The organism is Streptomyces hilarionis, assembly GCF_024539675.1.
GTDB classification, from domain to species: Bacteria; Actinomycetota; Actinomycetes; order Streptomycetales; family Streptomycetaceae; genus Streptomyces; species Streptomyces hilarionis.
The window spans coordinates 1-23987 of the sequence record NZ_JAHHIT010000142.1 but is presented as its reverse complement, the minus strand read 5'-3'; the positions used below and the strand labels follow the sequence as shown (position 1 = coordinate 23987).

Annotated in this window: 18 protein-coding genes; 7 read left to right on the top strand and 11 right to left on the bottom strand. The window is 74.5% G+C overall.

The features are described from left to right. Nucleotides 1–80: 80 nt before the first annotated feature. The gene (gene treY / locus KMS84_RS29295) at nt 81–2444 is read left to right on the top strand and encodes a malto-oligosyltrehalose synthase (protein ID WP_256919486.1); all 2364 of its coding nucleotides are present in this window, start codon (nt 81–83) and stop codon (nt 2442–2444) included. A gap of 240 nt (nt 2445–2684) precedes the next feature. Then, on the top strand, nt 2685–3935 hold the full coding sequence (locus KMS84_RS29290) for a M14 family zinc carboxypeptidase (RefSeq protein WP_256919485.1): 1251 nt from the start codon (nt 2685–2687) through the stop codon (nt 3933–3935). Nucleotides 3936–4110: 175 nt separating this feature from the next. Here KMS84_RS29290 and KMS84_RS29285 read toward each other — a convergent pair whose 3' ends face one another. The 3 genes from KMS84_RS29285 to KMS84_RS29275 form a co-directional block, all read right to left on the bottom strand. After that, nucleotides 4111–4587 (bottom strand): SSI family serine proteinase inhibitor, encoded by a 477-nt coding sequence (locus KMS84_RS29285; RefSeq protein WP_256919484.1) that lies wholly within the window; start codon nt 4585–4587, stop codon nt 4111–4113. Next, nucleotides 4584–5909, bottom strand: coding sequence for a M14 family zinc carboxypeptidase (locus tag KMS84_RS29280; RefSeq protein WP_438818993.1), 1326 nt, complete (start codon nt 5907–5909; stop codon nt 4584–4586). The genes KMS84_RS29285 and KMS84_RS29280 overlap by 4 nt, the downstream gene beginning before the upstream one ends. 315 nt (nt 5910–6224) lie before the next feature. Further along, the gene (locus KMS84_RS29275) at nt 6225–6776 is read right to left on the bottom strand and encodes an FHA domain-containing protein (RefSeq protein ID WP_256919483.1); all 552 of its coding nucleotides are present in this window, start codon (nt 6774–6776) and stop codon (nt 6225–6227) included. Between the two features lie 163 nt (nt 6777–6939). On the opposite strand from KMS84_RS29275, the gene treZ reads away from it, so the two are divergent. Next, nucleotides 6940–8685 (top strand): malto-oligosyltrehalose trehalohydrolase, encoded by a 1746-nt coding sequence (gene treZ, locus KMS84_RS29270; RefSeq protein ID WP_256919482.1) that lies wholly within the window; start codon nt 6940–6942, stop codon nt 8683–8685. A 141-nt stretch (nt 8686–8826) separates the two neighbouring features. On the opposite strand, the gene KMS84_RS29265 is transcribed toward treZ, so the two are convergent. The 7 genes from KMS84_RS29265 to KMS84_RS29235 form a co-directional block, all read right to left on the bottom strand. Beyond that, nucleotides 8827–9822, bottom strand: a complete 996-nt coding sequence (locus KMS84_RS29265) for an aminoglycoside phosphotransferase family protein (protein WP_256919481.1) — start codon at nt 9820–9822, stop codon at nt 8827–8829. Between the two features lie 50 nt (nt 9823–9872). Continuing rightward, nucleotides 9873–11000, bottom strand: a complete 1128-nt coding sequence (locus KMS84_RS29260) for an aminopeptidase P family protein (RefSeq protein WP_256919480.1) — start codon at nt 10998–11000, stop codon at nt 9873–9875. A gap of 237 nt (nt 11001–11237) precedes the next feature. Continuing rightward, nucleotides 11238–11849, bottom strand: coding sequence for a PDZ domain-containing protein (locus KMS84_RS29255; RefSeq protein WP_256919479.1), 612 nt, complete (start codon nt 11847–11849; stop codon nt 11238–11240). 112 nt (nt 11850–11961) lie between these two features. Further along, the gene (gene cyc2, locus KMS84_RS29250; protein WP_256919478.1) at nt 11962–14172 is read right to left on the bottom strand and encodes a germacradienol/geosmin synthase Cyc2; all 2211 of its coding nucleotides are present in this window, start codon (nt 14170–14172) and stop codon (nt 11962–11964) included. 131 nt (nt 14173–14303) lie between these two features. After that, nucleotides 14304–15491, bottom strand: a complete 1188-nt coding sequence (locus KMS84_RS29245) for a damage-control phosphatase ARMT1 family protein (RefSeq protein ID WP_256919477.1) — start codon at nt 15489–15491, stop codon at nt 14304–14306. A gap of 150 nt (nt 15492–15641) precedes the next feature. Beyond that, on the bottom strand, nt 15642–16292 hold the full coding sequence (locus KMS84_RS29240; protein WP_256919476.1) for a ScbR family autoregulator-binding transcription factor: 651 nt from the start codon (nt 16290–16292) through the stop codon (nt 15642–15644). Between the two features lie 459 nt (nt 16293–16751). Beyond that, on the bottom strand, nt 16752–18554 hold the full coding sequence (locus KMS84_RS29235; protein WP_256919475.1) for a S8 family peptidase: 1803 nt from the start codon (nt 18552–18554) through the stop codon (nt 16752–16754). Between the two features lie 409 nt (nt 18555–18963). Here KMS84_RS29235 and KMS84_RS29230 point away from each other — a divergent pair, with 409 nt between their 5' ends. After that, nucleotides 18964–19911, top strand: a complete 948-nt coding sequence (locus KMS84_RS29230) for a lytic polysaccharide monooxygenase auxiliary activity family 9 protein (protein WP_256919474.1) — start codon at nt 18964–18966, stop codon at nt 19909–19911. An 88-nt stretch (nt 19912–19999) separates the two neighbouring features. Here the strand turns inward: KMS84_RS29230 and KMS84_RS29225 are convergent, their stop codons facing one another. After that, the gene (locus KMS84_RS29225; RefSeq protein ID WP_256919473.1) at nt 20000–20641 is read right to left on the bottom strand and encodes a Tat pathway signal sequence domain protein; all 642 of its coding nucleotides are present in this window, start codon (nt 20639–20641) and stop codon (nt 20000–20002) included. A gap of 675 nt (nt 20642–21316) precedes the next feature. Here KMS84_RS29225 and KMS84_RS29220 point away from each other — a divergent pair. From KMS84_RS29220 to KMS84_RS29210, 3 genes are all read left to right on the top strand, one after another. Next, on the top strand, nt 21317–21982 hold the full coding sequence (locus tag KMS84_RS29220) for a DUF6230 family protein (protein WP_256919487.1): 666 nt from the start codon (nt 21317–21319) through the stop codon (nt 21980–21982). Further along, entirely contained in the window at nt 21982–22443 is a 462-nt protein-coding gene (locus KMS84_RS29215) for a DUF6114 domain-containing protein (protein ID WP_256919472.1), read from the top strand. Before KMS84_RS29220 ends, KMS84_RS29215 begins: the two co-directional genes overlap by 1 nt. A 491-nt stretch (nt 22444–22934) precedes the next feature. Next, a complete protein-coding gene (locus KMS84_RS29210; RefSeq protein WP_256919471.1) occupies nt 22935–23948 on the top strand; it encodes a substrate-binding domain-containing protein in 1014 nt (337 codons plus the stop codon). The last annotated feature ends 39 nt before the right edge of the window (nt 23949–23987 follow it).

Here is a 23987-nt window from a genome sequence, read left to right as displayed (position 1 = left end):
CACCCGGGCCGGGAGGGTCGGACCCACCCGCCCGGCCCGGGTGTGACACGAAACGCCACAAGGCGGGTACGTAGGTGGTCATGACCCCTGAGCGACGTGCCGCCCCCACTCCCGTGACGCCCACGGCCACCTACCGGCTGCAACTTCAGCCCGCGTTCCCGTTCGCCGCGGCGGCCGAGGCCGTCCCGTACCTGGCCTCGCTGGGGGTCTCGCACCTGCATCTGTCCCCCGTCCTGGAGGCGGTGCCCGGCTCCCTGCACGGCTACGACGTCGTGGACCCCACGCGCGTGCGGGAGGAACTGGGCGGGGAGGACGGCCTGCGGGCGCTCGCCGGGACCGCGCGCGAGCACGGCCTCGGACTGGTCGTGGACATCGTGCCGAACCACATGGCGATGGCCCCGCGTCACAACCGCGCCCTGTGGGAGGTGCTGCGCGAGGGCCCGGAGTCGCCGTACGCGCGCTGGTTCGACGTCGACCGGGAGGCGCAGGACGGCCGGATGCTGGTCCCGGTGCTGGGCGGCCCGCTCGGCACGGAACTGGAGCACCTGCGCGTCGACGGGGACGTCCTGCGCTACCACGACCACGTGTTCCCGCTGCGCGAGGGCACCGGGAAGCTGCCGCTGCCGCGCCTGCTCGACGCGCAGTGGTACCGCCTGGCCTGGTGGCGGCTGGCCCGCACCGAGCTGAACTACCGGCGCTTCTTCAGCATCTCGGAGCTCATCGGGGTGCGGGTGGAGGACCCGGAGGTGTTCGAGGCCACCCACGCCACGCTCCTGCGCCTGGTGCACGAGGGGGTGATCGACGGGCTGCGCGTCGACCACCCCGACGGCCTCGCCGACCCCGACGCCTACCTGGAGCGGCTGCACGCCGCGAGCGGCGGTCGCTGGACGGTCGTCGAGAAGATCCTGGCCGACGGGGAACGGCTCCCGGACTCCTGGCCCGTGGCCGGCACCACCGGCTACGACGCCCTGCGCCGCGTCGACGGCCTCTTCACGGACCCCGAGGGGGCCCGGGACCTCCTGGACTGCTACCGGAACTTCGCGGCCCCCGCGGCCGACCGCGGCGGCGACTGGGCGGCCACGGTGCGCAGCGCGGCGTACGCGGTGATCGGCCACGAGCTGGCGGCCGAGACGGAGCGGCTGACCCGCACGGCGTCCCGGGCCTGCGCCGACCCGGAGGATCCCGCGCTGCGCGACCGGGCCCCCTGGGCGTTGCGCACGGCGCTGACGGAGCTGCTCGTGCGGATGGAGGTCTACCGGCCCTACTCCTCGGGCGACCCGGCGGCCGTCGTGACCGAGGAGGCGGCGGCCGAGGCCCGGCAGGCGTTCACGGTGCCGCAGGAGGCGGACGCGGTCGACGCGGTGCGGGCCCTGGTGCTGGGCGGAGAGGGCCCGCGGGGCGAGGAGGTGCGGACGCGGTTCGCGCAGACGTCGTCCGCGCTGCGCGCCAAGTCGGTCGAGGACACCGCGTTCTACCGCTACGTGCCGCTGCTGGCGGCGAACGAGGTGGGCGGCGACCCGGGCGCGCCGGGCGTGTCGCCGGCCGGTTTCCACGCGTACTGCGCGCGCGTGCAGCGCGACTGGCCGCTCACGGGGACGGTCGTGTCGACGCACGACACCAAGCGCAGCGCCGACGTGCGGGCCGCCCTGGCCGTGCTCACCGAGTGCCCGCGGCTGTGGACGGACCTCGTGGACCGGCTCACGGGCGCGCGGGAGGACGACGTCGATCGCCCGACGGCGTGGGCGGCCTGGCAGACGGCCTTCGGGCTGGGGCCGGCAGCCCCGGAGCGCGTCCAGGAGGCGCTGCTCAAGCACGCGCGCGAGGCGGGGCTCCACACCACCTGGACGGAGCAGGAACCGGAGTACGAACGGGCGCTGGCCGCGTTCGTGGAGGCGGGGCCGTGCGGGGCGCCGGGCGAGCAGGTGGCCGCGCTGCGCGAGAGGCTGGCGCCGCACATCCGGGCGAACGTGCTGGGCACGGCCCTGGTGCAGCTGACGATGCCGGGGGTGCCGGACGTCTACCAGGGCACGGAGGCCGAGTACCGGGCGCTGGTGGACCCGGACAACCGGCGTCCGGCGCGGTTCCCGCCCGAGGACCCGGGCGTCAAGGGCGCGCTGACCGCGGCCGCGCTGCGGCTGCGCCGGCGGCGGCCGGAGGTCTTCGGGGAGTCCGCCTCGTACGAGCCGCTGTCCGCCGAGGGGGCCGCCGCGGACCACTGCGTGGCGTTCGCGCGCTCCGGCCGGGTCGTCACGGCCGTGACGCGGCTGTCGCTGCGGCTGGCCGTGTCGGGCGGCTGGCGCGAGGAGCGGCTGGCGCTGCCCCCCGGCAGGTGGGTCGACGTACTGGCCGCGCCGGAGGGGCCGGCGCGGGAGTTCACCGGGCACGCGCGCGTGGCGGACCTGTTCGAGCGGCTGCCGGTGGCGCTGCTGGAACGCGCGGAGTGAGCACACGGGAGGACCCGGGAACACGGCGGTGGGCCTCCGCGCGCGGCGGGGGCCGGGGGCGGAGGCCCTCCCGCGCGCGGGAGGCCCGCGGACGCGGGCCGCGTCCCGAGGGCGTCGGATCCCCCGCCGACGTCGGCGCGCGCACCCGAGCGCCCCCCGGAGCCTCCCGCGGGCGTTCTTGACAGTTCCCAGCGGCCGTGGGGTACTGCGGGGGCGAAGGCCGGGCGGACGAAAACGGGGGTGAGTCTCCTGCCGGAGCTGCGCTACCCCACGGTGACCGAACTGACCACTTCTGTCCGCGCGTTGGCCAGGCAGCAACGCGGTGTGTGCGGGCTGCGGCAGGTGGGGGTCTCCCGGGCGGGCCGGCCCCTGCACCTGCTGTCCGTGGGGCACGCCCGGCGGGCCGTGCTGGTCGTCGCCGGGGCCCACGCGAACGAGCCGACCGGGGGCTGCACCCTGCTCGCGCTGGCCGAACGGGTGCTGTACGAGCGGGAGTTGCGGGACGGCACATCCTGGCACTTCCTGCTCTGCGCGGACCCGGACGGGGCGAGCCTGCACGTGACCCCGGCGCCGCGCAGCCTGCTGGAGTACCACCTCGGCTTCTTCCGGCCCGCCGGACCCGAGCAGCCGGAGTGGTCGCCGGCCGTGCTGCCGCCGGACCGCCTGCCGCCCGAGACGCGCGCGCTGACCCGGGTCATCGACGAGCTGCGGCCCTATCTCCAGGTGACCCTGCACGGCACCGACCTGGGCGGCAGCTGGGTGCAGCTGACCAAGGACATCCCGGGTCTCGCCGAGCCCTTCGCCAAGTCGGCGGCGCAGTTGCACATCCCGGTGGAGACGGGCGCCTCCGACGCCGCCGGCTGGCCCGCGTCCGGGCCCGGGGTGCACGTGATGCCGGCCGCCGGGGCGGAGGCGGCCTACCCGAGCATGCCGGACGACGCGCGGCACAGCACCTGGTACCACGCGCACCGGTACGGCGGCCTGACGGCCGTGGTGGAGGTGCCGATGTGGGCCAGCGACATGGTGGACGACCCCGCCCCGCATCCGGCCCCGGCCGCGGCGATCCGGCGGCTGGCGCGGCGGCTGCTGCGCGACGCCACGGAGGTGGAGCACGTCCTCGCCGACGCGCTGCCCCGTCTGGAGGGCGTGGACGGCCCGCTGCTGCGGGCGGCCAAGTGGGCGCTGGAACTGGCGCCGGGGCTCGCGGCGGACTGGACCCACACTCCCCCCGCCGACACCACGATGGCCTACGTCGGCAGCGTCGACGCCTTCGCCCGACGACTGCCTCTGCGGGCGGCGGCGATGCTGTGGCGGGTGCTCCAGGAGAGCGACGACCACGCGGCCCCGCGTCTGGAGCAGCTCGTGGAGACCTGGAGCGACGCCTTCGCCGACCGCTTCCGGGCCCGCTGGGTGCCCCTGGAGCACCAGGTGGAGCACCAGTCGCGCACGGTCGTCGCGGCGGCCCTGCACGCCCGCGAGAGCGCGGCCTGACCCGCACGGCGCGACCCGCCGGGTGCGACGGGCCCGACGCGGCGACGCCCCGGCGGCAGCGGCAGCGGGGTGGGGGAAGCAGCGGATGGGGCGGGTCGCGGAGGAACGCGCGGGAGGCCGAGGGAACGGTGCGGCCGCGGCACGCGCGTGGGCGTGCCGCGGCCGCCGGTCGGGCTCAGACCTCGGGCACCTGCTCGTCGTCCAGGGCGAAGACCGCCCCGGTCAGCGCCTCCCGCTCGCAGTCGTTGCTGAACGTGTGCCGGTAGTCGACCGCCCGGCCGTTCCAGCGTCCCTGCGCGCGAACGGTCACCGGCGCGTACACCAGCGGGCACACGCGGTCGCCGTCGCCGGGGACGGCGGCGACGTCACCGCCGGCCCGGGCCAGCACGTCGCAGGCCTCCGCGGCCCTGGAGTGGCCCTGGGGCGGGTCGCACATCAGCAGGGTGCCGCGGGTGTCGCTGGAGCGGGCGTCGCCGCGGGTGACGGTGAGCTGGAGCCAGTTGCCGGGGACGGCGTCCTGCGAGGCGGCGAGGGCCGGCGCGGCGCCCACGGCGAGCAGGAGCGCGGCGGCGGCCGGCAGGACCCGCCGCACGGCTCGCGCCGAGCGGGACCGGGACCGGGACGTGGCGGGGAAGTCGGAGAAGTGCGTCATTCCCCGTGCATCGGCACGGCGGGCCGCGCACCCCAGTCCGACTCACCCGAACGGGCCGGAGGGGGTGCGGCGGATGCGCGGGCGGCCAGTTCGAACGCGGCGAGCACGACCCGCGCCTGGTACTCCGCCTGGCGCGCGACGGGGATCCAGCGCGCCCCGCACTCGTCCCGGTAGGCGGCGCACCCCGCGTCGATGAACGCGTCCAGTTCCGGCAGCGCGCCGCACGGGTCGTGTCCGGCGCGGGTGACGAGCCGGTGCAGCAGACCGGCGGTGCGCAGGGCGATGCGACGGCCCGCGATGCGCAGGGCGGTCAGGTGGGCGGCGCCCAGCGGCGGGAGCGGAGCGCGGAACGCGGCGCCGGGGTCCCAGGCGTCCGCGAGGCCCGGGCACACCAGGAGCTGGTCCTCGACCGGGGCCAGCAGCCGGGCCGCGTCGGGGACGTCCCCGAGGTGGGGCCGGACGCGCGCGAGGAGGCGGGCCAGCTGCTCGGCGTCGCGGCGCAGGGCGCGGCTCACGGAGCGCAGCACCGCGTCCCGGTCGTCCGGCCGGGAGGGGTCCTGCACCGCCGCCACGCCCCACATCGGCGCCTCGACGACGGCGGTGAGGGTCCCGTGTCGCCGCGGGTGGTGCCAGGTCGACTCCACGGCGGCCGCCGGGACGGCGGCGGCCACCGCGCCCCGGCGCGGCGGCGGGATCCGGTAGACGGCCGGTCCCAGCCGGGGCCAGTACAGGGTGTCGTAGGGCCCGAACTCGCGCGGGACGCCGAGGCGGGCGGCCGCGTGGGCGACCCGCCGGGAGAGTCCGGGCAGGTCGTCGGTGAGTTCGACGAAGGCGCCGCCGACGTCGACGCCGTGCAGGGAGCACTGGAGGAAGGGTTTCAGCTCGTCGTGCAGACGCAGCAGCGCACGGGTCTCCGGCAGCGCCGCGGCGGCCGCACCGTCGGGCAGCCACTCGGGCTGTTCCAGGAAGCCCGGCCGGAAGAAGTGCCGGAAGTAGCGCTCCAGACGGTAGGGGCCGGACAGCCAGCCCTCGTTGCGGCGCAGGCCGTCGGGGTCGAGGCACAGCAGCAGGTTCCAGGTGGCGTCGGCCTCGGCGGTCGCCCGGGGGTCGGCCAGGACGCGTTCGGCCAGTCGCAGGACGGTCGCGCCGCCGACCGGCTCGTTGGCGTGCGGTCCGGCGACGACCAGGGCCTGGCGGTCGCCCCGCCCGACGCGCAGCAGCCACAGCGGGCCGCCCTCGCCGGAGACTCCGACGCGTTCCAGCCGGACGTCCCCGCGGCCGCGGGCGGCGAGCGCGGCGGCGCGGGCCGTGAGCTCGTCCACGGTCGGGTAGCGGAGGGGCGGCAGGGCACACCTCCACAGGCGGCGCCGTCGGTTCACCGAGCGTGTCCCGTGTCCGCACAGTGAGCCATCGGCCGGGTACGCGTCAACACCGCCGCCGCACAGGGGACTTGATCCGTCCCCGACGGGGCGGAGAACCGAGAGCGGAACCGGGGACGACACCGGAAACGGAACCCGATCCGCGCACGCGTCGCGTTCCGTGCGGACGGCTGCCGTAGGAGGGCGCGCAGGGGCACGGACACAGCAGGGCACGGACACGAGGGAGCGCGGCCGGCGGCGGGAGCGGCCCGCGCGGGGTCAGTTCGCCGAGAGGCGGAACGCCGTGCGGCCGAAGGCGACCTGGTCGCCCTCGCGGACCACGGCCGCCCCGATGACACGACGCCCGTTGACGGTCGTCCCGTTGGTCGAGCCGAGGTCGCGCAGCACCCACATCCCGCCCTGCCGCCGCAGCTCGGCGTGCACCCGCGAGACGCTCTCGTGGGTCAGCCGCAGACCGCTCGCCGGGTCGCGGCCGATGCGCAGCGTGTGCTCGGTGCCGGGGTGCGGCAGCAGCAGCTTGGGCAGCCGCTCGGCCTGCCAGGCCCGGCGCAGCCGGACGGTGAAGCCCGAGACCGCCTCGACGCTGCCGAAGACCACCCGGGAGAGACGGCTCTCCCTGGGCAGGTCGGCGGTGAGGACCGCGAGCTCGTCCGAGCGGCGTGCCGCGAGGGCCAGCTCCATGCGCCGGATGAACGTGTCGTGCGACAGCCGCCCCATGGCGACGCCGTCACGCAGCACCTTCAGCGCCCGGTCGCGCTCCACGTCGGACAGCCGCGCGGGGTACGTGTTGAACTCGAAGGACGACGTCACGCTGGTGATTGTCGGTCAGCGAAACCCCGGGTGTCCAGAAGACGGGAAAACGGCGCCACGCGCGCGTGGGGACAATGGGAGTGTTCCCGAAGCGGATCGATCTCCCGGGGAGGACGATGGGGACGACGCGCTCCATCACGGAACAGACGAAGGGGAACCGTCCGTGCAGTTCGAGGTGTGGGCACCGCAGGCCGAACGTGTGACGCTCCAGTGCGAGGGCGTCACGCACGCGATGGAACGCGATCCCGGGCGATCCGGATGGTGGACCGCCGAGGCGGAGGCCGGGGACGGCGCGCGGTACGGCTTCGCGCTGGACGGCGGTCCGCTCAGGCCCGACCCGCGCTCACGGCGTCAGCCGGACGGCCCCGAGGGGCTCAGCGCGGTCGTCGACCAGGGTCGCCACACATGGCGCGCGCAGTGGCCGGGACGCCCGCTGCCGGGAGCGGTCCTGTACGAGCTGCACGTGGGCACGTACACCCCCGAGGGCACCCTCGACGCGGCCGCCGGGCGGCTCGACCATCTCGCCGAACTCGGCATCTCCCACGTGGAGTTGATGCCGCTGTCGGCGTTCCCGGGCCGGCACGGCTGGGGGTACGACGGGGTGTCGCCGTGGGCGGTGCACGAGCCGTACGGCGGCCCCGAGGCGCTGAAGCGTTTCGTCGACCGGGCCCACGAGCTCGGTCTGGGCGTGGTGCTGGACGTGGTGCACAACCATCTGGGCCCGTCCGGGAACTTCCTGCCCGAGTTCGGCCCGTACTTCACGGAGACGCACCACACGCCCTGGGGGGCGGCCGTCAACCTGGACGCGCCGGGCTCGGACGAGGTGCGCGCCTATCTGCTGGACAGCGCGCTCGCCTGGCTGCGCGACTACCGGCTCGACGGACTGCGGCTGGACGCCGTGCACGCGCTGGCCGACACGCGCGCGTGCCACTTCCTGGAGGAGCTGTCGGCGGCCGTGGACGCGCTCGCCGCCGAGACGGGCCGGCCGCTGTTCCTGATCGCGGAGTCCGATCTGAACGACCCGCGGATGATCACTCCTCGCCGGGAGAACGGCCTGGGCCTGCACGCGCAGTGGAACGACGACTTCCACCACGCCCTGCACACCGCGCTCACCGGCGAGTCCCAGGGGTACTACGCCGACTTCGCGCGCGACCCCTTCGCAGCGCTCGCCAAGACCCTCACCGGCGGCTTCTTCCACGACGGCGGTTACTCCGGCTTCAGGGGCCGCCGCCACGGCCGTCCGCTGGACCGCGCCAGGATGCCGGCGCACCGGCTCCTGGGCTACTCCCAGACCCACGACCAGGTGGGCAACCGCGCCCTCGGCGACCGTCTCTCGGTGTCCCTCTCCCCCGGCCTGCTGGCCTGCGCGGCGGCGCTGACGCTGACCGCCCCGTTCACGCCGATGCTGTTCATGGGCGAGGAGTGGGCCGCGGGGACGCCCTGGCAGTACTTCACCGACCACACCGACCCCGAGCTCGCCGAGGCCGTGCGGCGGGGGCGGCGCAGGGAGTTCGCGGCGCACGGCTGGGCGGAGGAGGACGTGCCCGACCCGCAGGACCCGGCGACCCGTGAGCGCTCCTGCCTGGACTGGTCCGAGCCGGGGCGCGAACCGCACGCGCGCGTGCTGGCCTGGTACCGCGAGCTGATCGCCCTGCGGCGCACCCAGGCCGACCTCACCGACCCCGACCTGGCCGACATCAAGGTGGCCCACGACGCGCGGGCCCGCTGGCTGGCCTTCCGTCGCGGCGACGTGCGGGTGGCCGTCAACCTCGGCGAAGAGCCGGCCGCGATCCCGCTCGGACCGCGCCCCGCCCGCGTGCTGGCCGCGTGGGACCCGGTGGACGCGCCGGGCCCGGACGGGCTGCTGCACCTGCCCGGCCGGTCGTGCGTGGTCCTGGAACAGGACTGACCCCGTCCGCGACCCGCCGCGCGCCACGGACGATGAGACGCGGGGCGCGGGGGCGGCGGACGGCGTCACGCAGGATCCGACCGGCGGGCGCGCACGGGGGCGGTCACGGGCGCGGCGGGGAGGGCGTGCGGGGCGGGGCGGTCATGGTTCCTCGTCCGGCGGGTCCTCGCCGCCGTCCCCGCTCTCCCCGTCCTCGCGCAGCTCCGTCACCCGCTCCAGCAGGATCGCCTCCCAGGCCCGGCCCAGGCGGGTGCGCCAGAGGGAGACGGCCTCGGGGTCGCGCCGGCCGGACCCGCGACCGGCGACGTGTTCGGCGAGGCGGACGACGGCGTCGCAGCGGGCGAGCCACAGGCCGCGCAGACAGGGGCGGGCGCCGTACCCGGCGAGGGTGGCGGCCCGTACGGCGGCGCCGGAGCCGACGGCCAGGGCGAGGCCCGCGATGTCCTCGGCGGGGTCCCCGACGACGGCGTCGGTCCAGTCCAGGACGCCGCGCACCCGGCCGTCCGGGCTCACCACGAGGTGCTCGCCGCGCAGGGCGTGGTGGACGAGGACGGCCGTGGCGGGCTGGGCGGCCAGCTGGGCCGCGCCGGCCGGGGTGAGCTGGTGCAGCCGGGCGGGATCGAACTCGTCGGCCCGCGCGAGCCCCTCGACGGCGGCCGCCGCCATCCGGCGCAGCGCCTCCAGCGAGCGCGGAGCGGTGCGCGGCACTCCGAGCGCCTCGGCCGCACGGGGCGGGACCTCGCGCAGCCCGCCGAGCAGTGCGGCGAGGTCGGCCTCGCCGACGGCCGACACGTCGTGCTCCTCGGCCGTGCCGCCGGGCAGCCTGGTGTCGAGCGTGTAGAGCAGCCCGGGGGCCCATTCGCCGTGCGCGACGCCGATCGGCAGGGCCACGGGGACGTGCGGGCGGACGAGGTCGCGCAGCCGCAGTTCGCGCAGGCGGCGCAGGCCGGTCTCGCGGTCGGGGGCCAGACGCAGCACATGGCGGGAGCCGACCCACCAGGTGGTGTGCGGGCCGTCCTGCGCGACGGGCCGGACGTCGGGGCCCGGCCCGCCCGGACCGCCCGGGCCGCTCTCCTCGAGGAGCGCGCGGACCAGTCGGCGGACGGTGTCCGCGGTGGGTGTCGGTGCCTGGGTCATGATCGCGCCGTTGCCGTTCGGAGGGGTGCCGGAATGCTCCTGGGGACGGGTCAGTCCACTATGACCAGCTCACGGGTGGTGTCGTTGAGACGGCGGCCGCCGTCCCCGGTGACGGTGACGATGTCCTCGATGCGCACCCCGAAACGGCCGGGCAGGTAGACGCCGGGCTCGACGGAGAAGCACATCCCGGGCACGAGGGGCTGCTGCTCGCCCTCGATCATGTACGGCGGCTCGTGGGTCGTGACGCCGATGCCGTGACCGGTGCGGTGGATGAAGTGCGGGCCGTAGCCCGCGTCGGCGATGACCGCACGGGCCGCCCGGTCGATCTCCTGGCAGGCGACACCGGGCCGCACCGCCCGGAAGCCCGCCTCCTGCGCCGCGCGGACGAGGTCGTGCACCCGGCGCTCCTCCTCGGTGGGCTCGCCGACGTGGACGGTGCGGGAGGTGTCGGAGCCGTAGCCGTCCTTGAGGCCGCCGAAGTCGAGGACGACCATGTCGCCGTGTTCGATGACGCGGTCGCCGACCTCGTGATGCGGGTTGGCCCCGTTGGGCCCCGAGGCGACGATGGTGAAGTCGACCTGGGAGTGCCCGAACCGGCGCAGCAGGTCGGCGAGGTCGGCGCCGACCTCCGTCTCCCGGCGGCCGGCGAAGGGGACCCGCCGGATCTCCTCGAACGCCCGGTCCGCGGCCGCGCCGGCGGCCGCCATCAGCTCCAGCTCGGCCGCGTCCTTCACCGCGCGCAGCATCGGCAGGACCTGCGTGAGGGAGGCGTAGGAGGCGGCGGGCAGAGCCTTCTGCAAACCGAGCAGGTGCATCGCCCAGGCGTTGTCGCTGATCCCGAACCGGCCGCCGGCGTCGAGCAGGGCGGCGGCGACGGCGTAGGGGTCCTTGCCGTCGGTCCAGTCGCGCAGGGTGAGGGCCGGGGCGCCGGCCGCCTTCGCGGCGTCGGGCGCCTCCAGGGTGGGCACGACCAGGACGGGCTCGCGGTCGGCGGCGAGGACGAGCAGCGTGAGCCGTTCGGTGGCCGCGGTGGGCGCGTACCCGGTGAGCCAGACGAGGTCGGGGCCCGGCGCGACGAGGAGGCCGGCGAGCCCGGCTTCGGCGGCCTCGCGCGCGGCGCGCGCCATGCGGGCCCGGTAGTCGTCGGCGGTGAAGGGCGCGGGGGCGGTGCCGGTCATCCGGGCCTCCCTGGAAGGACGTGGCGACTGGGGCGTGGCGGTCGTCCGGTCGGAGTGCCGCCGGCATGACGGCCACGGGCAGCATCCTGCCTGCCCGGCGAGGGTCCCGCGAGCCGATTGACGAGGTTGCGGCACATCGCCGCCGGTGGCCGCGGCGACGGCCCGGCCGCTCTCGGTCGGGCCGCCGTCCGCCGCCGCCCGGCACGGTCGCGCGTCTCACCCGGCAGGTCGGGCCTCTCAGGTGACGACTCCCGGCGTCACCGTCGCCTGCCGGCAGGGCGCGCCTGGGCGGCACACGGTGCAGCGGACCGCTCTGCCGGGGCGGGTCGCGTCGACCCTGCGGGCGAGGTCCGTCGCCGAGTGGATCGCGGCGCCGTCGAACCGGACCAGGACGTCGCCGCGGACCAGGCCCGCCGTGAAGCCGGGGCCGGGCACATGGACGGCGACGATCCTGGCGCCCGCCGTCCGGGCGTCGACGGCCTCCAGCCCCAGGGTGGCGCGGGCGGGGCGCGGCGACGGCCCGGAGGGCGGGGCCGGGGCCGAGGGCGCGGAGGGAACGGCGCGACCGGCGTCGCCGCCCCGGCCCGCGGGCGCCGCCGCGATGCCCGCCCCCGCCTGCCGCAACGGCTCGCCCGGTCCGCCCCGTCCGATCACGGCCGTCCCGACGACGCCCAGCCCGACCCCGGACAGCACCAGGACGGCGCCGGCGAACAGGCCGAACAGCAGGGTGGTCCGTCTGCCGCCGCGGCGGTGCGCGGCGGGCGGGCGCGGGACCGGGTCGCCGGGACCGGTGCGGCCACGGCGCTCCTGACCGGGCATCGGCTTGGGACGCAACGCTGTCTGTTCCATGGATCGCCTCCGGCTGTTGCCCTACCCGGCACACCGGCGCGCCACGAGCCACGAACGAGTGAGACTGACCGGGCCCGGGGGCGTGCGGCCCGCCCCCTTCGCCTCGGCTCTGTCAGCCGGCGTGGGCGGCCCGTCGCAGGGGCGGGGCCGGTGGCGGGCCGTCCGGCACGAAACCATGGGTGCGGCGGGCCAGGAAGGCGGACTTGTAGCGGTCGACCTCGCGGTGCCAGTGCAGGATGCCCGCCAGCCAGTTCTCCAGGTCGCGCACGTAGTCCCCCATCGCCCGGCGCGCCTGCGGGGAGAGCTCGAAGTCGTCGTACAGGACGGGCAGTTCATGTGCGACGACGTGTTCGAACTGCTGCATGCGCCGGGTCATCAGGTCGTGGACGACGCGCAGCGCCGCCGGGTAGTCGCAGCCGAAGAAGTTCTGCACGACGAGGAGGGCGTTGTGCAGCTCCCCCTCGTACTCGATCTCCTTCTGGTAGGAGAAGACGTCGTTGGTGAGGCACGCGTAGTCCACGGCCGCGTTCTCCAGCGAGCGGACGACACCGCTGCGGTAGACCTCCGGCGGGATCACGGGGCCCCGGCCCGTCCGGCACATGCTCAGGGTGAGGTCGGAGCCGAAGGTGGCGCGTCGCATCTCCAGGTAGTCGATCGGGTCGGGGACCCGGTTCTGGAGGTGGTTGGACAGCTCCCACAGCCAGCTCTCGGTCATCGCGTCGACCGCGTCGCGCAGGGTGCGGCGCTCGTCGGGGGTCATGCCGGCGGTGGTGCGCGCCCACAGGTCGAGCAGGCCGCGCTCCATGGCGTCGGCGGGGACGAGGGGCGCGGCCTCGCCGTCCACCGGCATGCAGGCCGACAGGCGGGCGGTGGTCAGGCGGGCGGCGGCGAGGTCGCGGCGGCCGCCGAAGACGAGGGGGTAGTAGTCGTCGCCGTAGGTGCCCCAGGCGAGCCACTGGGCGCTGAGGTCGAGTGCCTCGGGGGTGGCGTCCGGGTCGAGACCGGCCGAGCACAGCGCGAGGTCGTAGGCGTCGAGTTTGTCCTCGTCCCAGACGCCCTCGGACAGGATGCCCGTCCGGTGCGCCCAGGCCCTGAGGCGTGGGCGGCACGCCTGGAGGTGCGGGCTCAGCTCCACCCGGAAGGGCATGTGGAAGTCGGGCAGGAGTGACGGGCCGACCTTCTGGAACGGCACGTGCGCGTACGCGCGCAGCCGTCCGCCCCGTCCGAAGGGCGTGGGACGCGCCCCCGGGGCCGCCGCCGTCGCGAGCAGCGCGGCGACGTCGGCGGCCGAGGTGCCCGGGCCGGTCGGCTTCTGCCAGGGCGCCCCGGCGGCCGCGCCCTTGTTCATGTAGCGGCTGGAGCGCATGTGCCACTCGTGGCCCCCGGACTGCCAGTCCTGAAGGCCCTTGGCGTAGGCGGCCACGGCGGCCGTCTCGTCGGGCCTGAGCCCCTTCTCCAGCGCCACCGCGGGCACTTCGGTGAACGCGGTGTGCTCGAACTGGTGGAGACGGGAGGTGAGGATGTCGTTGACGGTGTCGGCGGCCTCCTGGGTGGTGCAGCCGAAGAACCGCTCCAGGACCAGCACGCCGTTGCTGTTCTCGCCCTCGTCCTCGACCTCGCGCTGATACGAGAACAGGTCGTTGCGCAGGTGCACGGCGTCGGAGAAGGTCTCCATCAGCACCCTGAGCGGCCTCGTCCCGGCGACCGCGGCCGGCACCTCGGCGGTCGCGTACTCCACCAGCCCCGCCGACCAGGGCGCGCCGCCCACCTTGCGCCGCATCTCGATGTACTCGACGGGGTTGGCGATCCGCCCCTCGTCGATGTTGGACAGCTCCCACATCGACTCGTTGAGCAGGTGCTCCGTCGCCACGGCGAAACGGCGCCGCCAGTCCTGCGACATGGCCGGCACGGTGCGCGTCCACAGGTCCTTCAGGCCGGCTTCCACCGGGTTGCGCGGCTCGGGCACCGGCGTCGTGAGGTCCAGCGGCATGAACAGCGGCAGCCGGTCCAGGTGGGCCTTGCCGGCCGCCCGGTCCGGGGTGCGCTTGAACATGTCGAGGAAGTGGTCGTCGAAGAAGAACACCCACACGTACCAGTCGGTGATCAGCGACAGCGCGGGCCCGTCGCAGTCGGGGTGGGTGTACGCGCAGAGCAGACCGTAGTCGTGCGCCTCCAGGTCGGACTGCTCCCAGATCCCGGACCCCTCCAGCATGCCCATGTCGCGCGCCCACGCGGTGGAATGCGCCCGCGCCTGCTCGACGTGCGGGTTCAGCCGCGCGGGATGCGGCAGGTAGAACTGCGGGAGTTCGAACGGTTGCGTCATGGCCGGGCCCTACCCGGGGGTCGTCGCCGCCATCCGTGGGGCGGCACATGATCACACCATCGCGTGAACCGGCCGGGAAGCGGTGAACCGTCGGACGGTCGGCGTGCGCGTCGGCGCGCGCGGCGGCGCGCTCACGTCCGCAACTGGATCAGCGCATGCGTGCCGCCGGTCCGCCAGCGTTGGCCTTCGGCGGCGACCAACTCGGCCTCCGTCGCGGCGTCGACCCCGGTGATCACGTCGGACTTCAGCGTGCGCAGCGCCACGACCGGGCCGGGGAAGCCGGCGGTCACCTCGGCGAAGGGGGTGGTCGGCTCCCAGCGGCTGTCGCCCACCAGGCGGCGGTAGTTGAGGTCGCCCTTGACGATCGTCAGGGCCGCGGCCCCGAACTCCGCCCGCAGATCGTCCGGCATCCGCGCGAACGGCAGGGGTGCGGCCGAGAACGGATGGGCACGGACCGTCAGGGCGCCGTCGGCCATGGCCGCCCACAGACGCCGGCCGTGCTCGGCTGCCGCGGCCCCGGCGCCCGTCAGCCTGCGCAGCGCGTCGACGACGTCGGCCGTGGTCGCGTCGGACACGTAGTACGGGTACGGCTTGACGTGCAGGACGACCCGGTCGCACCGTCCCTCGGCGAGGAGATGGGCCGACAGGAGGAGGTCGGGGATCAGTTCACGGCCGGAGTTGTCGGCCACCAGGCACACGGTCCCGCCGGGGCCCGCGGGCGCGAGTCCCGGCAGGGCCCACAGCGCCTCGCTGTCGTCGGCCACCAGCCCGGGCGCGGCCGCCCGCCCCTCGGCCTCGCCGTCGGACAGGCGGAAACCGAGGTCGGCACGGTTGCCCCACAGGGAGCCGTGGAGAAGGGCCCGGGCCCGCTCGTCGGCCGGCCGGTCCGAGAGGGCGTCGAGCGCCGTCAGCTCCGCGTCGGTCTCCGCCGCGTCGAGTTCGGCGAGTTTGAAGGGACGGAACGGGTCGATGCCCGCCCACGGGCCGGGGCCGAAGTACCCGACCGCGTCGAGGAGCCGACGGTAGAAGTAGCTCTCCGACCACAGCCAGGGCAGGTCGAACCAGGAACGGCCGACGTGGTCGTCGAGCCCCCACTCGCGCCAGCGCTCCCGGTCGTGCGCGTCGTCGGGCAGCGGTTCGACGACGCCCTGCGCACAGGACTGCGCCAGCGCGTCCAGCGCGCGACGGGCCCGCGGCCCGTACGGGAAGGCGTCCCGGACCTGCCGGATGATCGCCGGATGCCGTTCGGCGAGCACGCTGTGGGGGAACGAACCGGGCTCGTTGCCGAGGATCACGGGCGGGGCGGGGGTGGCAGGCATGCGGATCACCGTAGCGCGGCGACCCCGACGGCCGGCATCGCCGACCCGGCCGACACCGGGCCCGGTCGGTCGGCGGCGGGGCGGGCCGGCGGCGGGGCCCGGCGAGGGACGTGACGGGCCCGGCGGCGCGGGTTGGTCGGTCCCCGGTTGTCAGACGGTCGCCATGATCTCCCGCTCCAGCCGTGTGGCGAGGGTCAGATAGCGCGGGCGGCGCGGCACCGGCACCAGCCCCCGGATCAGGACGTACCACATCTCGGACATCCGGCGGGGCAGCCGGCCGGCGGGTTCGCGGGAGCGGCCCACGACACGGGTGCCGACGAAGAAGCAGACCAGGGAGTGGGCGACGGCGTCGATGTCGACGTCCTGGTGGATGTCCGACTCCTTGACCGCGCCGCCGAGCCGTCGGGAGATCAGGTCCAGCAACTCCGCGAAGGGGTGCGGCAGGGGCGGCCGGACGGCCACTCCGCCGGTGGCCAGCCGCAGACCGGCGCGGGCGATCGGACCCTCGACCGACAGCCTGGTCAGACCGAACGTCAGGCGCATCAGCGCTTCGAGGGAGGCGCACCCCCGGTCGTCGATCTCGACGGCGACCCGGCGGGCGGCCTGGGACTGCAATTCCATGATGGCGTGGGCCAGGTCCTCCTTCGCCGCGAAGTGGAAGTAGAGGGCCCCCTTGGTGACATGGGCGTGCGCGACGATGTCACTGAGGCTCGTCGACTCGTAACCGCGCCGGTCGAACAGGTCGGCGGCGGCCGTGATGATCGTCGTGCGGGTCTGTTCCGCGCGTAACTGCCTCGCCATCGGCTGATACTCTCCCGGGCCGGTAAAGAACGGGTCGTGCCGTTTTTTCTTACCCCACGCACACGATAACTCACGGAGCGACAAGGGCGACCGGGTTGCGCGGATCGCCGACTCCCGTGACGATGCCCGGACTTGCCCGCAGAGACGCCTGTCCCGAGAGTGCGCTTCCAAAAAGAAACGTACCAGTGGCACAGTCCGAACGGCCATCGAAAGAGACGGGATGTGCGGTTTCTGGGGTGGGGAATCGCGGCGCAAGGGCCAGGACCGCGGTGTTGACACGTGTCAGCCTCATGACGAGCGCGCGGGCCGCACGGCGGAGCGGCTGTTCCCGGTCTCTTCGGGGCTGTTCGCGGCTGTTCGCGGCGGGGGCGAACGTGAGGCGGGCCGGTCGGTGTCCATCCACACCGGCCGGCCCGCCCGTTCACCGTGGCGCGATCACCGCGACCACCGACAGATCGGTCAGAAGGTCAGCTTCCAGCCGTTGAGCGTTCCCGTGTCCTGCGCGGCCGTGTCCTGCACACGCAGCTTCCAGACGCCGTTGGCGGTCTCGGCGGACGCGTCGACCGAGTAGGCGGTCCTGACGTCGTCCGCGGAGTCCGAACTGCTCGCCGCCTTCAGACGGTAGGAGGTCCCGTCGGGCGCGACCAGGTCGACGACCAGGTCGCCGCGGTACGTGTGGGTGATGTCGACGCCGACCTGGAGGGCGGCCGGAGCGTTGCCGGTACGCCCGCTCACGGTGATCGGGGACTCGACGGCGGAGCCGTTGTCCGGGATCGCGACGGCGCTCGTGCTGGAGTAGACCGTGCCCGTGGACCCCCCGGAACCGCTCACCGCCCGCACCGTCCGGGCCGCGTCGGCGAGGCCCGCCCCGCAGCCGCCGGAGCAGGCGCCGGGCAGGGGACGGGCGTTGGCCTTGACCGCCGCCTCGATCTGCGCCGGGGTCAGCGAGGGGTTCGCGGACTTCATCAGCGCGACCAGGCCCGCGATGTGCGGGGTGGCCATGCTGGTGCCCTGGTAGTAGGCGTACGACTCGCTCGACGGCGTCCTGGCGCCCGAGTTCAGCGTGGACAGGATGCCGTTGGCGGTGCCGGTGCTGGTCTGGCCGCCGGGCGCCGAGATGTCCACCAGGGAGCCGTAGTTGGAGTAGGAGGCCTTCGCCCCGGCCCGGTTGGTGGCGCCGACCGAGATGACGTTGTCGCAGTTGCCCGGCGAGTGGTTCGCGACGTTGTCGTTGTCGTTGCCGGCCGCCACGACGATCGTGGTGCCCCGGTTGACGGCGGCCGTGATCGCGCTCTGCGTCGCCGAGGTGCACGCCCCGTCGCCGCCCAGGCTCATGTTGACGACCTTGGCGACGTTGGCGTTGGCGGGCACACCGGACACCGTGCCGCCGGACGCCCAGGTGATGGCGTCGATGATGTCGGAGTCGTAGCCGCCGCACGTGCCGAGCACGCGCAGCGGAGAGATCTTCGCGCCGTACGCGATGCCCGCGACGCCCTTGCCGTTGTTCGTCGCGGCGGCGATGGTGCCGGCGACATGGGTGCCGTGCCAGGAGGAGTTGGCGGCCGGGATGCCGGAGCCGCACGCGTCGGCCGCGTGGTAGTCGCCCGGGTCGGCCGGGTTGCCGTCGCGGCCGTCGCCGTCGGCGGAGAGCGTCGTGTCGCCGATGAAGTCGTAGCCGGCGACGATGTTCGCGGCGAGGTCGGAGTGCGTCACATAGCCGGTGTCGATCACCGCGACGGTGACGCCCGCGCCGGTCGAAGTCGCCCAGGCGGGCGGGACGTTCATCCCCGCGGTGGACTCGAAGAGGTCCCACTGCTTGGCGTACTCGGTGTCGTTCGGGTCGGCCTTCGGCTTGTTCAGCCGGTCGGGCACCACGTAGGCCACCTGCGGGTCGGCCCGGTAGCGGTCGACGACGTCGGCGACGTCCGCCCGCGAGAGGCCGTCGCCCAGGTCGACCAGGGCGGCGCCGGTGCCGAGACGGCGCCGGAAGTCGACGTCCTCGCCGGCCTCCTCGCCCTTGGCGACGGCGTCGGCCTCGGCGGCCTTGTTCGAAGTGGCTTCGGCGGCACCCGACTTGTAGCCGACGATGAGACGCTCGGCCGGGGCGCCGGGGGCGGCCTCGGTCTGGGAGCCGGGGACGGCGGACGCCTGGGCAGCGGTCTCCCGGGCGGCGGCCGAGGCCGTCGAGGCGGCGGTGAGCAGGGCGGCGGAGACCGCGGCGACGGATATCAGCTTCCGTCTCAGGGCGGGTGAGGTGCGCAAGGGCGTGCCTTTCGTGGCCGGCTCCGGTCAGGGCGGAGCGGCGGTCGATTCGCTTCGGCGTCGAAGCGGCGGGGGGTGCAACGAAGCGGCGGGGTGCTCGACGGAGCAACGCGACGGGCCGGCCGGGCGCGGGGGACGGGCCGACCGCTCGGGGTTACCTGTGGGTCGGCTGTGCAGGAACGATAGGCAAAGGATCAGTCATCCGGATACGGGGGAAACCCTCGATCCGGCCGACGGCCCACCCTCGGCGAGCCCGGTCGCCGCACGGCCGGGACCGGTGCAGGGCCCGGTCGCCGCACGGCCGGGACCGGCGCGGTGTCGGCGGGCGCGGACGGGGTGGTGAACGCGCCGGGGCGCATTCCCGTACTCACGGCAGACCGTTCCCGCGCCGGCCGAGGAGACGTCCCCGATGCCCCGCACGACCGCACACCGCACCGCAGCCCTGGCGGCCGCCGCCGTGAGTCCGCTGTTCCTGGCCCTGTGGGGCGCCGGACCGGCCCAGGCGCACGGCGCCCCGACGGATCCGGTCAGCCGGGTGTACGCGTGTTCCCCCGAGGGCGGGGCCGCCGCCCGGACGGCGGCCTGCCGGGCCGCCGTCGAGGCGAACGGCTCCTCCTTCGCGGCCTGGGACAACCTGAGGGTGGCGGGCGTGAACGGCCGCGACCGGCAGACGATCCCGGACGGACGGCTGTGCAGCGGCGGTCTGGACGCCTACAGGGGCCTCGACCTCGCCCGCGCCGACTGGCCGTCGACGACCCTGTCCCCGGGGGCGACGCTGCGCATGACGTACGCCTCGACGATCGCGCACAGCGGCACGTTCCGGATGTACCTCACGAAGCCCGGGTACGACCCGTCGAAGCCGCTCACCTGGTCCGATCTGCCGGAGCGGCCGTTCGCCGAGGTCAAGGACCCCACGCTGAAGAACGGCGCCTACCGCTTCACGGCGAAGCTGCCCGCGGACCGGACGGGCCGTCAGATGCTCTACACGATCTGGCAGAACAGCAGCACGCCGGACACCTACTACTCGTGCTCCGACGTGGTGTTCCCGGCTCCGGCCGCGCGCAGCGAGCCGGGCAGGGGGGCGGCGGGCACGCCGGCGGGCGGGACGTCGGCTCCGGCCGCGCCGAGGACGCCGGGCAGTGCGACGCCGTCGCCGGCTTCGGGCCGTCCTTCCGCGTCGGCGTCGCCGGCCCCCGCGTCGGCGCGGGCCGCGGCGGCCGCCCCGAGGAGCACCCCGGTGGCCTCCGACGCCGCGTCGGACTCCGGGCCGTCGGCGCCGGTGCTGGCGGGCGGCGCCGCGGCGGTGCTGGCTCTCACCGGCGGGACCGCCCTGGCCGTGCGGCTGCGCCGGCGCTGAGCTCCGGGCTCCCGCGAGAAGAACGCGTGCGCGCACGGCCGGCCGCGTCCGGGCCGGCCGTGCGCGGATCAGTCGCGCGTGGCGGTGATCAGTTGACGGTGACGGCCGCGCCCGCGTCGGTCACCGGGGCGTACTTCGCGGTGAAGTAGCCGTTGGCGAAGCAGAGCGAGGAGCCGGACGTCTTGGTGAAGTGCTGGCTGGTGAAGGTGATGCTGTTGTCGGCGTTGCTCGCGACACCGGACAGGCTCGGCGCCTGGTAGACGCAGTTGATGCTGCCGAGCAGGGTGCGCAGCACGACCGTGGTCTGGACGGTGGAGCCGGCCGCGGGGGTCACGGTCACGGAGCCGTCGGAGCCCACGGCGGTGGTGTAGGGCAGGTTGTTGACGGTGACGCTCGTGACGCCGAGCACGCCGAGCACGTTGGCGGTGCAGCTGCCGAAGGAGTGCGCGGTGAGCGACTCCGTGGCGGTGCCCGGCGCGGCGGGGTTGTCGGTGACGGTGGCGCTGAAGGCGGACGAGGCGCAGGAGACGCCGCTGGTGCCCGTCGCGCTGGAGTAGAGGGTGGCGGTCGTGCCGGTGGCCAGGGACGCGTTGAGGACGTCACCGACGGCGACGTCGCCGTTCGAGGTCGTCAGGACGGCGCCCGCGGCGGAGGCCGGGGAGGCGGCGGCGAGGGACAGCGCGGCAGCGGCGCCGGCAAGGGCGAGGAGGGAGCGGGAGCGGGTGCGCATGGGGGTGCCTCTTTCTCAAGGGGGAAGTGGTTCGGGGGAGTTGGTTCATACGAGGGGAACCGGCGCGTTGCATGGGAGCAACATGGGGGGACGCCTTCGGCGTCCACCGCTGCCGGTCCGTGACGCCTTCTCCGTACGTGACGGACCGGCAACGGCAGGCGACCGGTGACCGGCCGGAGGCACTGGTGAGTGCCCCGGCCGGGCCGGGCGGAAAGGGCGGCCGGTCGGGGCCGCTGGGGGAAGCGGCCCGGCCGGCGCCGTGAAGGGATCGAGCCCGGGCCGGGGCCCGCACTGGCTGAAAACGTCCGGGAGCGCGGAACTTGTCGCCGCGCTGCGGATCCGGCGCCACGGATCCGGGCTGGGCCAGGGAGAGTTGTAGACCTGATGTTCAGTCAACGTCAATAGCTGCAAAGGAACTTGACGCAACAACAGGTGTATACGAAGGGGTCGGTCGGACCCTGGCCCGCAGGTGGCACATAATGAACACTCTTTTTCCACATCTCCCTTGACCGCATGGTGTAACCATCGGTAACTTCCTCGACGGCTACTGCTGCGTAACGTGAAAGCCCTTGCGGCTTCCGGGAGTCCGAGGAGACGTGCGCGGCAGCCGCTGTCCGCGCCAGGACAACGTGCCACTGAAGCCCAACCCGCATGACTTAGCGCATGGGAGCAGACATGGCCTCGTCCCCGGACGTCACGTCGTCCGCCGACAACACCCCCGAGAACCCCGAAAGCGGTTCCCCAGACAGACGCGGCCGGGTCCGGCTGCGCCGGGCCGCCGTGATGGCGGTGCCCGCCACCTTCGTCGCCGCCGGCCTCGCGGTCCTCACCGCGCAGGGCGCGCTGGGCGTGCAGTTCGCGATCTCCGGCATGCCGTTCGTCGTCACCGCCGACCGGCTCGACGGTGAGGGCTTCGCGCAGTTCGGCGGCCTGGACAACATGATCGAGAACAGCCCGAACCAGGGCGACACCGGCGGTCAGGTCCTGGTCGTCACCTCGGTCGTGAAAAACGGCAAGATCACCAACATGTGCCAGAGCGTCGACCTCGGCGGCATCCAGCTGGTGCTCAAGGCCGGCGGCGGGAACACCCCGGTGAGCGTGAAGAACCTGGCCATCGACTCCGACCAGATCACCGGCGACGCCGAGTTCAACAACATCGAGATCGGCCGCGACGCCAGCACCTTCGACAAGGTCCCGATCCAGGGCCCCGCGGGCGTCTACGGCCAGCAGGCCGACACGGTCGTCATCAAGAACCTGTACCAGCACAACTACGCGGCCACCGCCGCCGTCTTCAAGCTGCCCGGACTGAAGATGAGCTTCTCGAGCGAGGGCTGCAAGTAATGACCTTCACCCAGTGGCGGGACCGCTTCCGCGGGTGGAGAGGCCAGCGGCCCTTCGCGGGCGGCGTGCTGCTCGTCCTGGGCGGCGCCGAGATCCTGGTGACCATGAAGGCACCTCTTCCGGTCATCCTGCATGTCGGCATGCAGGGGCTGGCGGGTTACCTCCTGCCCACCCTGATGGTGCTCTGCGGTCTGCTGATCCTGTTCAACCCGACTCAGCGGCTGTTCTACTCGATCATCGCGATCATGCTCTCCCTGGGCACCTGGCTCACGTCCAACATCGGCGGCTTCGTCATCGGCCTGCTGATGGGCGCCGTGGGCAGTTGCCTGGCCTTCGGCTGGGTTCCCGACCAGGAGCCGCGGCCGAGCCGTCGTCAGCGGCGCGAGGAGAAGCAGTCCGGGCGGACGGCCCGGACGGTCCACAAGGGCGGCCATCTTCCGGAGGCGGGCAAGCCCGCCTAGCGGGACGGCGACTCCGCGAGACGAGCGGACGAGCGGACGAGCGGACGAGGAGAAACGGTACGGAACAGGAGCGGGTGCGACAGGCATCCGGCTCGCGGCCGTGACGGACGGCCGCACGTCAGCTCACCGGCGGGGCCGGGCGACCTGCGCACAGCGGGCCGCCTCCGGCCCCGCCGGTCTGGCGTCCGGGGGCGCCCACGGCCCCTCCCGTCCCACTGCCCCCCGCGGTCCCGCGCTTCCTCGGACCGGACGGACCTGTGTTGACGATCAGTCAATCCACCTGCGCTTTCACCGTGCTGGTCCGTACCGCGGGCGCTCCGGATCACAATGCGGCACCGGCGCCTCACCCCCGGTGGTTGCTCACTTGACTACCAGCGGTCACACGCGGTTGGCTCCGAGCCAACGCTTCTCTCCCGCCGGTGCCCGACCCCTCGCACCGGCGCCGCTCGCTCCGTCCCTCTGCTCTGCCGCACAGCGAGGTGCAGCCCCCCATGAACAGACCCCTCCCCGTTCCCCGGCCCTCCGCGGTCCCCGCATCACCGCGCCTCGCCGCCCTGGCCGCGGCGTGCTGCCTCCTGCTCGCCGGGTGCTCCGGCGCCGGCTCCGCCGCCTCGGCCGCGGACGGAGCGGGCGGCCCGGGCGGCCGCTTCCGGTTCACCCTGATCACCCACGGCGCCCAGGACGACGCCTTCTGGGGGCTGGTGCGCAAGGGCGCCGAGGAGGCGGCCGCCAAGGACGGCGTCGACCTGGCCTACGCCAGTGACTCCGACGGCGCGGCACAGGCGGAACTGGTGCGCGCCGCGATCCGCGACAAGGTCGACGGCATCGCGGTCACCTTGGCCAAACCGCAGGCCATGCGGGCTCCGGTGGCGGCGGCCAGGACGGCCGGCATCCCCGTGGTGGGCCTCAACTCCGGTATCGACGCCTGGCGTTCGGCGGGCCTCCTCGAGTACTTCGGCCAGGACGAGAGCGTCGCGGGCCGCGCCGTCGGCGACAAGCTCGACGGCCTCGGCGTCCGGCACGCCCTGTGCGTCATCCACGAGCAGGGCAACGTCGCCCTGGAGGCCCGCTGCGCGGGAGTGAAGAAGACGTTCACCGGCGAGACCGACATGCTCTACGTCGACGGGACGGACATGGACGCGATGACCGCCGCCGTGACGACGCGTCTGCGGCAGAACCCCGACATCGACGAGGTCGTCACCAACGGGGCCCAGTTCGCGCTGGCGGCCGTGCAGGCTGCCGACGAGGCCGGCAGCAGGGCCAGGGTAGCCACCTTCGACCTCAACAAGGACCTGGTCGCGGCCGTGCGGGACGGCCGGGTGCAGTTCGCCGTGGACCAACAGCCCTATCTTCAGGGGTACCTGGCCGTCGACGGACTGTGGCTGCACCGGACCAACGGCAACGTCAGCGGCGGCGGCGCGGCCCCCGTGCTGACCGGCCCCGCCTTCGTCACCCGGGCCAACGTCGCCCAGGTCGCCCGCTACGCCGCGGCCGGCACCCGCTGACCCGGCGCCTTTCCCGCCGCCCCGCCCCCGCGCCTGCCC

Excerpts from the sequence above, each read along its gene's own strand:
- treY (WP_256919486.1), top strand. The coding sequence starts at position 81 with ATGACCCCTGAGCGACGTGCCGCCCCCACTCCCGTGACGCCCACGGCC.
- KMS84_RS29285 (WP_256919484.1), bottom strand. The coding sequence starts at position 4,587 with ATGACGCACTTCTCCGACTTCCCCGCCACGTCCCGGTCCCGGTCCCGC.
- KMS84_RS29265 (WP_256919481.1), bottom strand. The coding sequence starts at position 9,822 with ATGACCCAGGCACCGACACCCACCGCGGACACCGTCCGCCGACTGGTC.
- KMS84_RS29260 (WP_256919480.1), bottom strand. The coding sequence starts at position 11,000 with ATGACCGGCACCGCCCCCGCGCCCTTCACCGCCGACGACTACCGGGCC.
- KMS84_RS29255 (WP_256919479.1), bottom strand. The coding sequence starts at position 11,849 with ATGGAACAGACAGCGTTGCGTCCCAAGCCGATGCCCGGTCAGGAGCGC.
- cyc2 (WP_256919478.1), bottom strand. The coding sequence starts at position 14,172 with ATGACGCAACCGTTCGAACTCCCGCAGTTCTACCTGCCGCATCCCGCG.
- KMS84_RS29245 (WP_256919477.1), bottom strand. The coding sequence starts at position 15,491 with ATGCCTGCCACCCCCGCCCCGCCCGTGATCCTCGGCAACGAGCCCGGT.
- KMS84_RS29240 (WP_256919476.1), bottom strand. The coding sequence starts at position 16,292 with ATGGCGAGGCAGTTACGCGCGGAACAGACCCGCACGACGATCATCACG.
- KMS84_RS29230 (WP_256919474.1), top strand. The coding sequence starts at position 18,964 with ATGCCCCGCACGACCGCACACCGCACCGCAGCCCTGGCGGCCGCCGCC.
- KMS84_RS29225 (WP_256919473.1), bottom strand. The coding sequence starts at position 20,641 with ATGCGCACCCGCTCCCGCTCCCTCCTCGCCCTTGCCGGCGCCGCTGCC.
- KMS84_RS29220 (WP_256919487.1), top strand. The coding sequence starts at position 21,317 with ATGGCCTCGTCCCCGGACGTCACGTCGTCCGCCGACAACACCCCCGAG.
- KMS84_RS29215 (WP_256919472.1), top strand. The coding sequence starts at position 21,982 with ATGACCTTCACCCAGTGGCGGGACCGCTTCCGCGGGTGGAGAGGCCAG.
- KMS84_RS29210 (WP_256919471.1), top strand. The coding sequence starts at position 22,935 with ATGAACAGACCCCTCCCCGTTCCCCGGCCCTCCGCGGTCCCCGCATCA.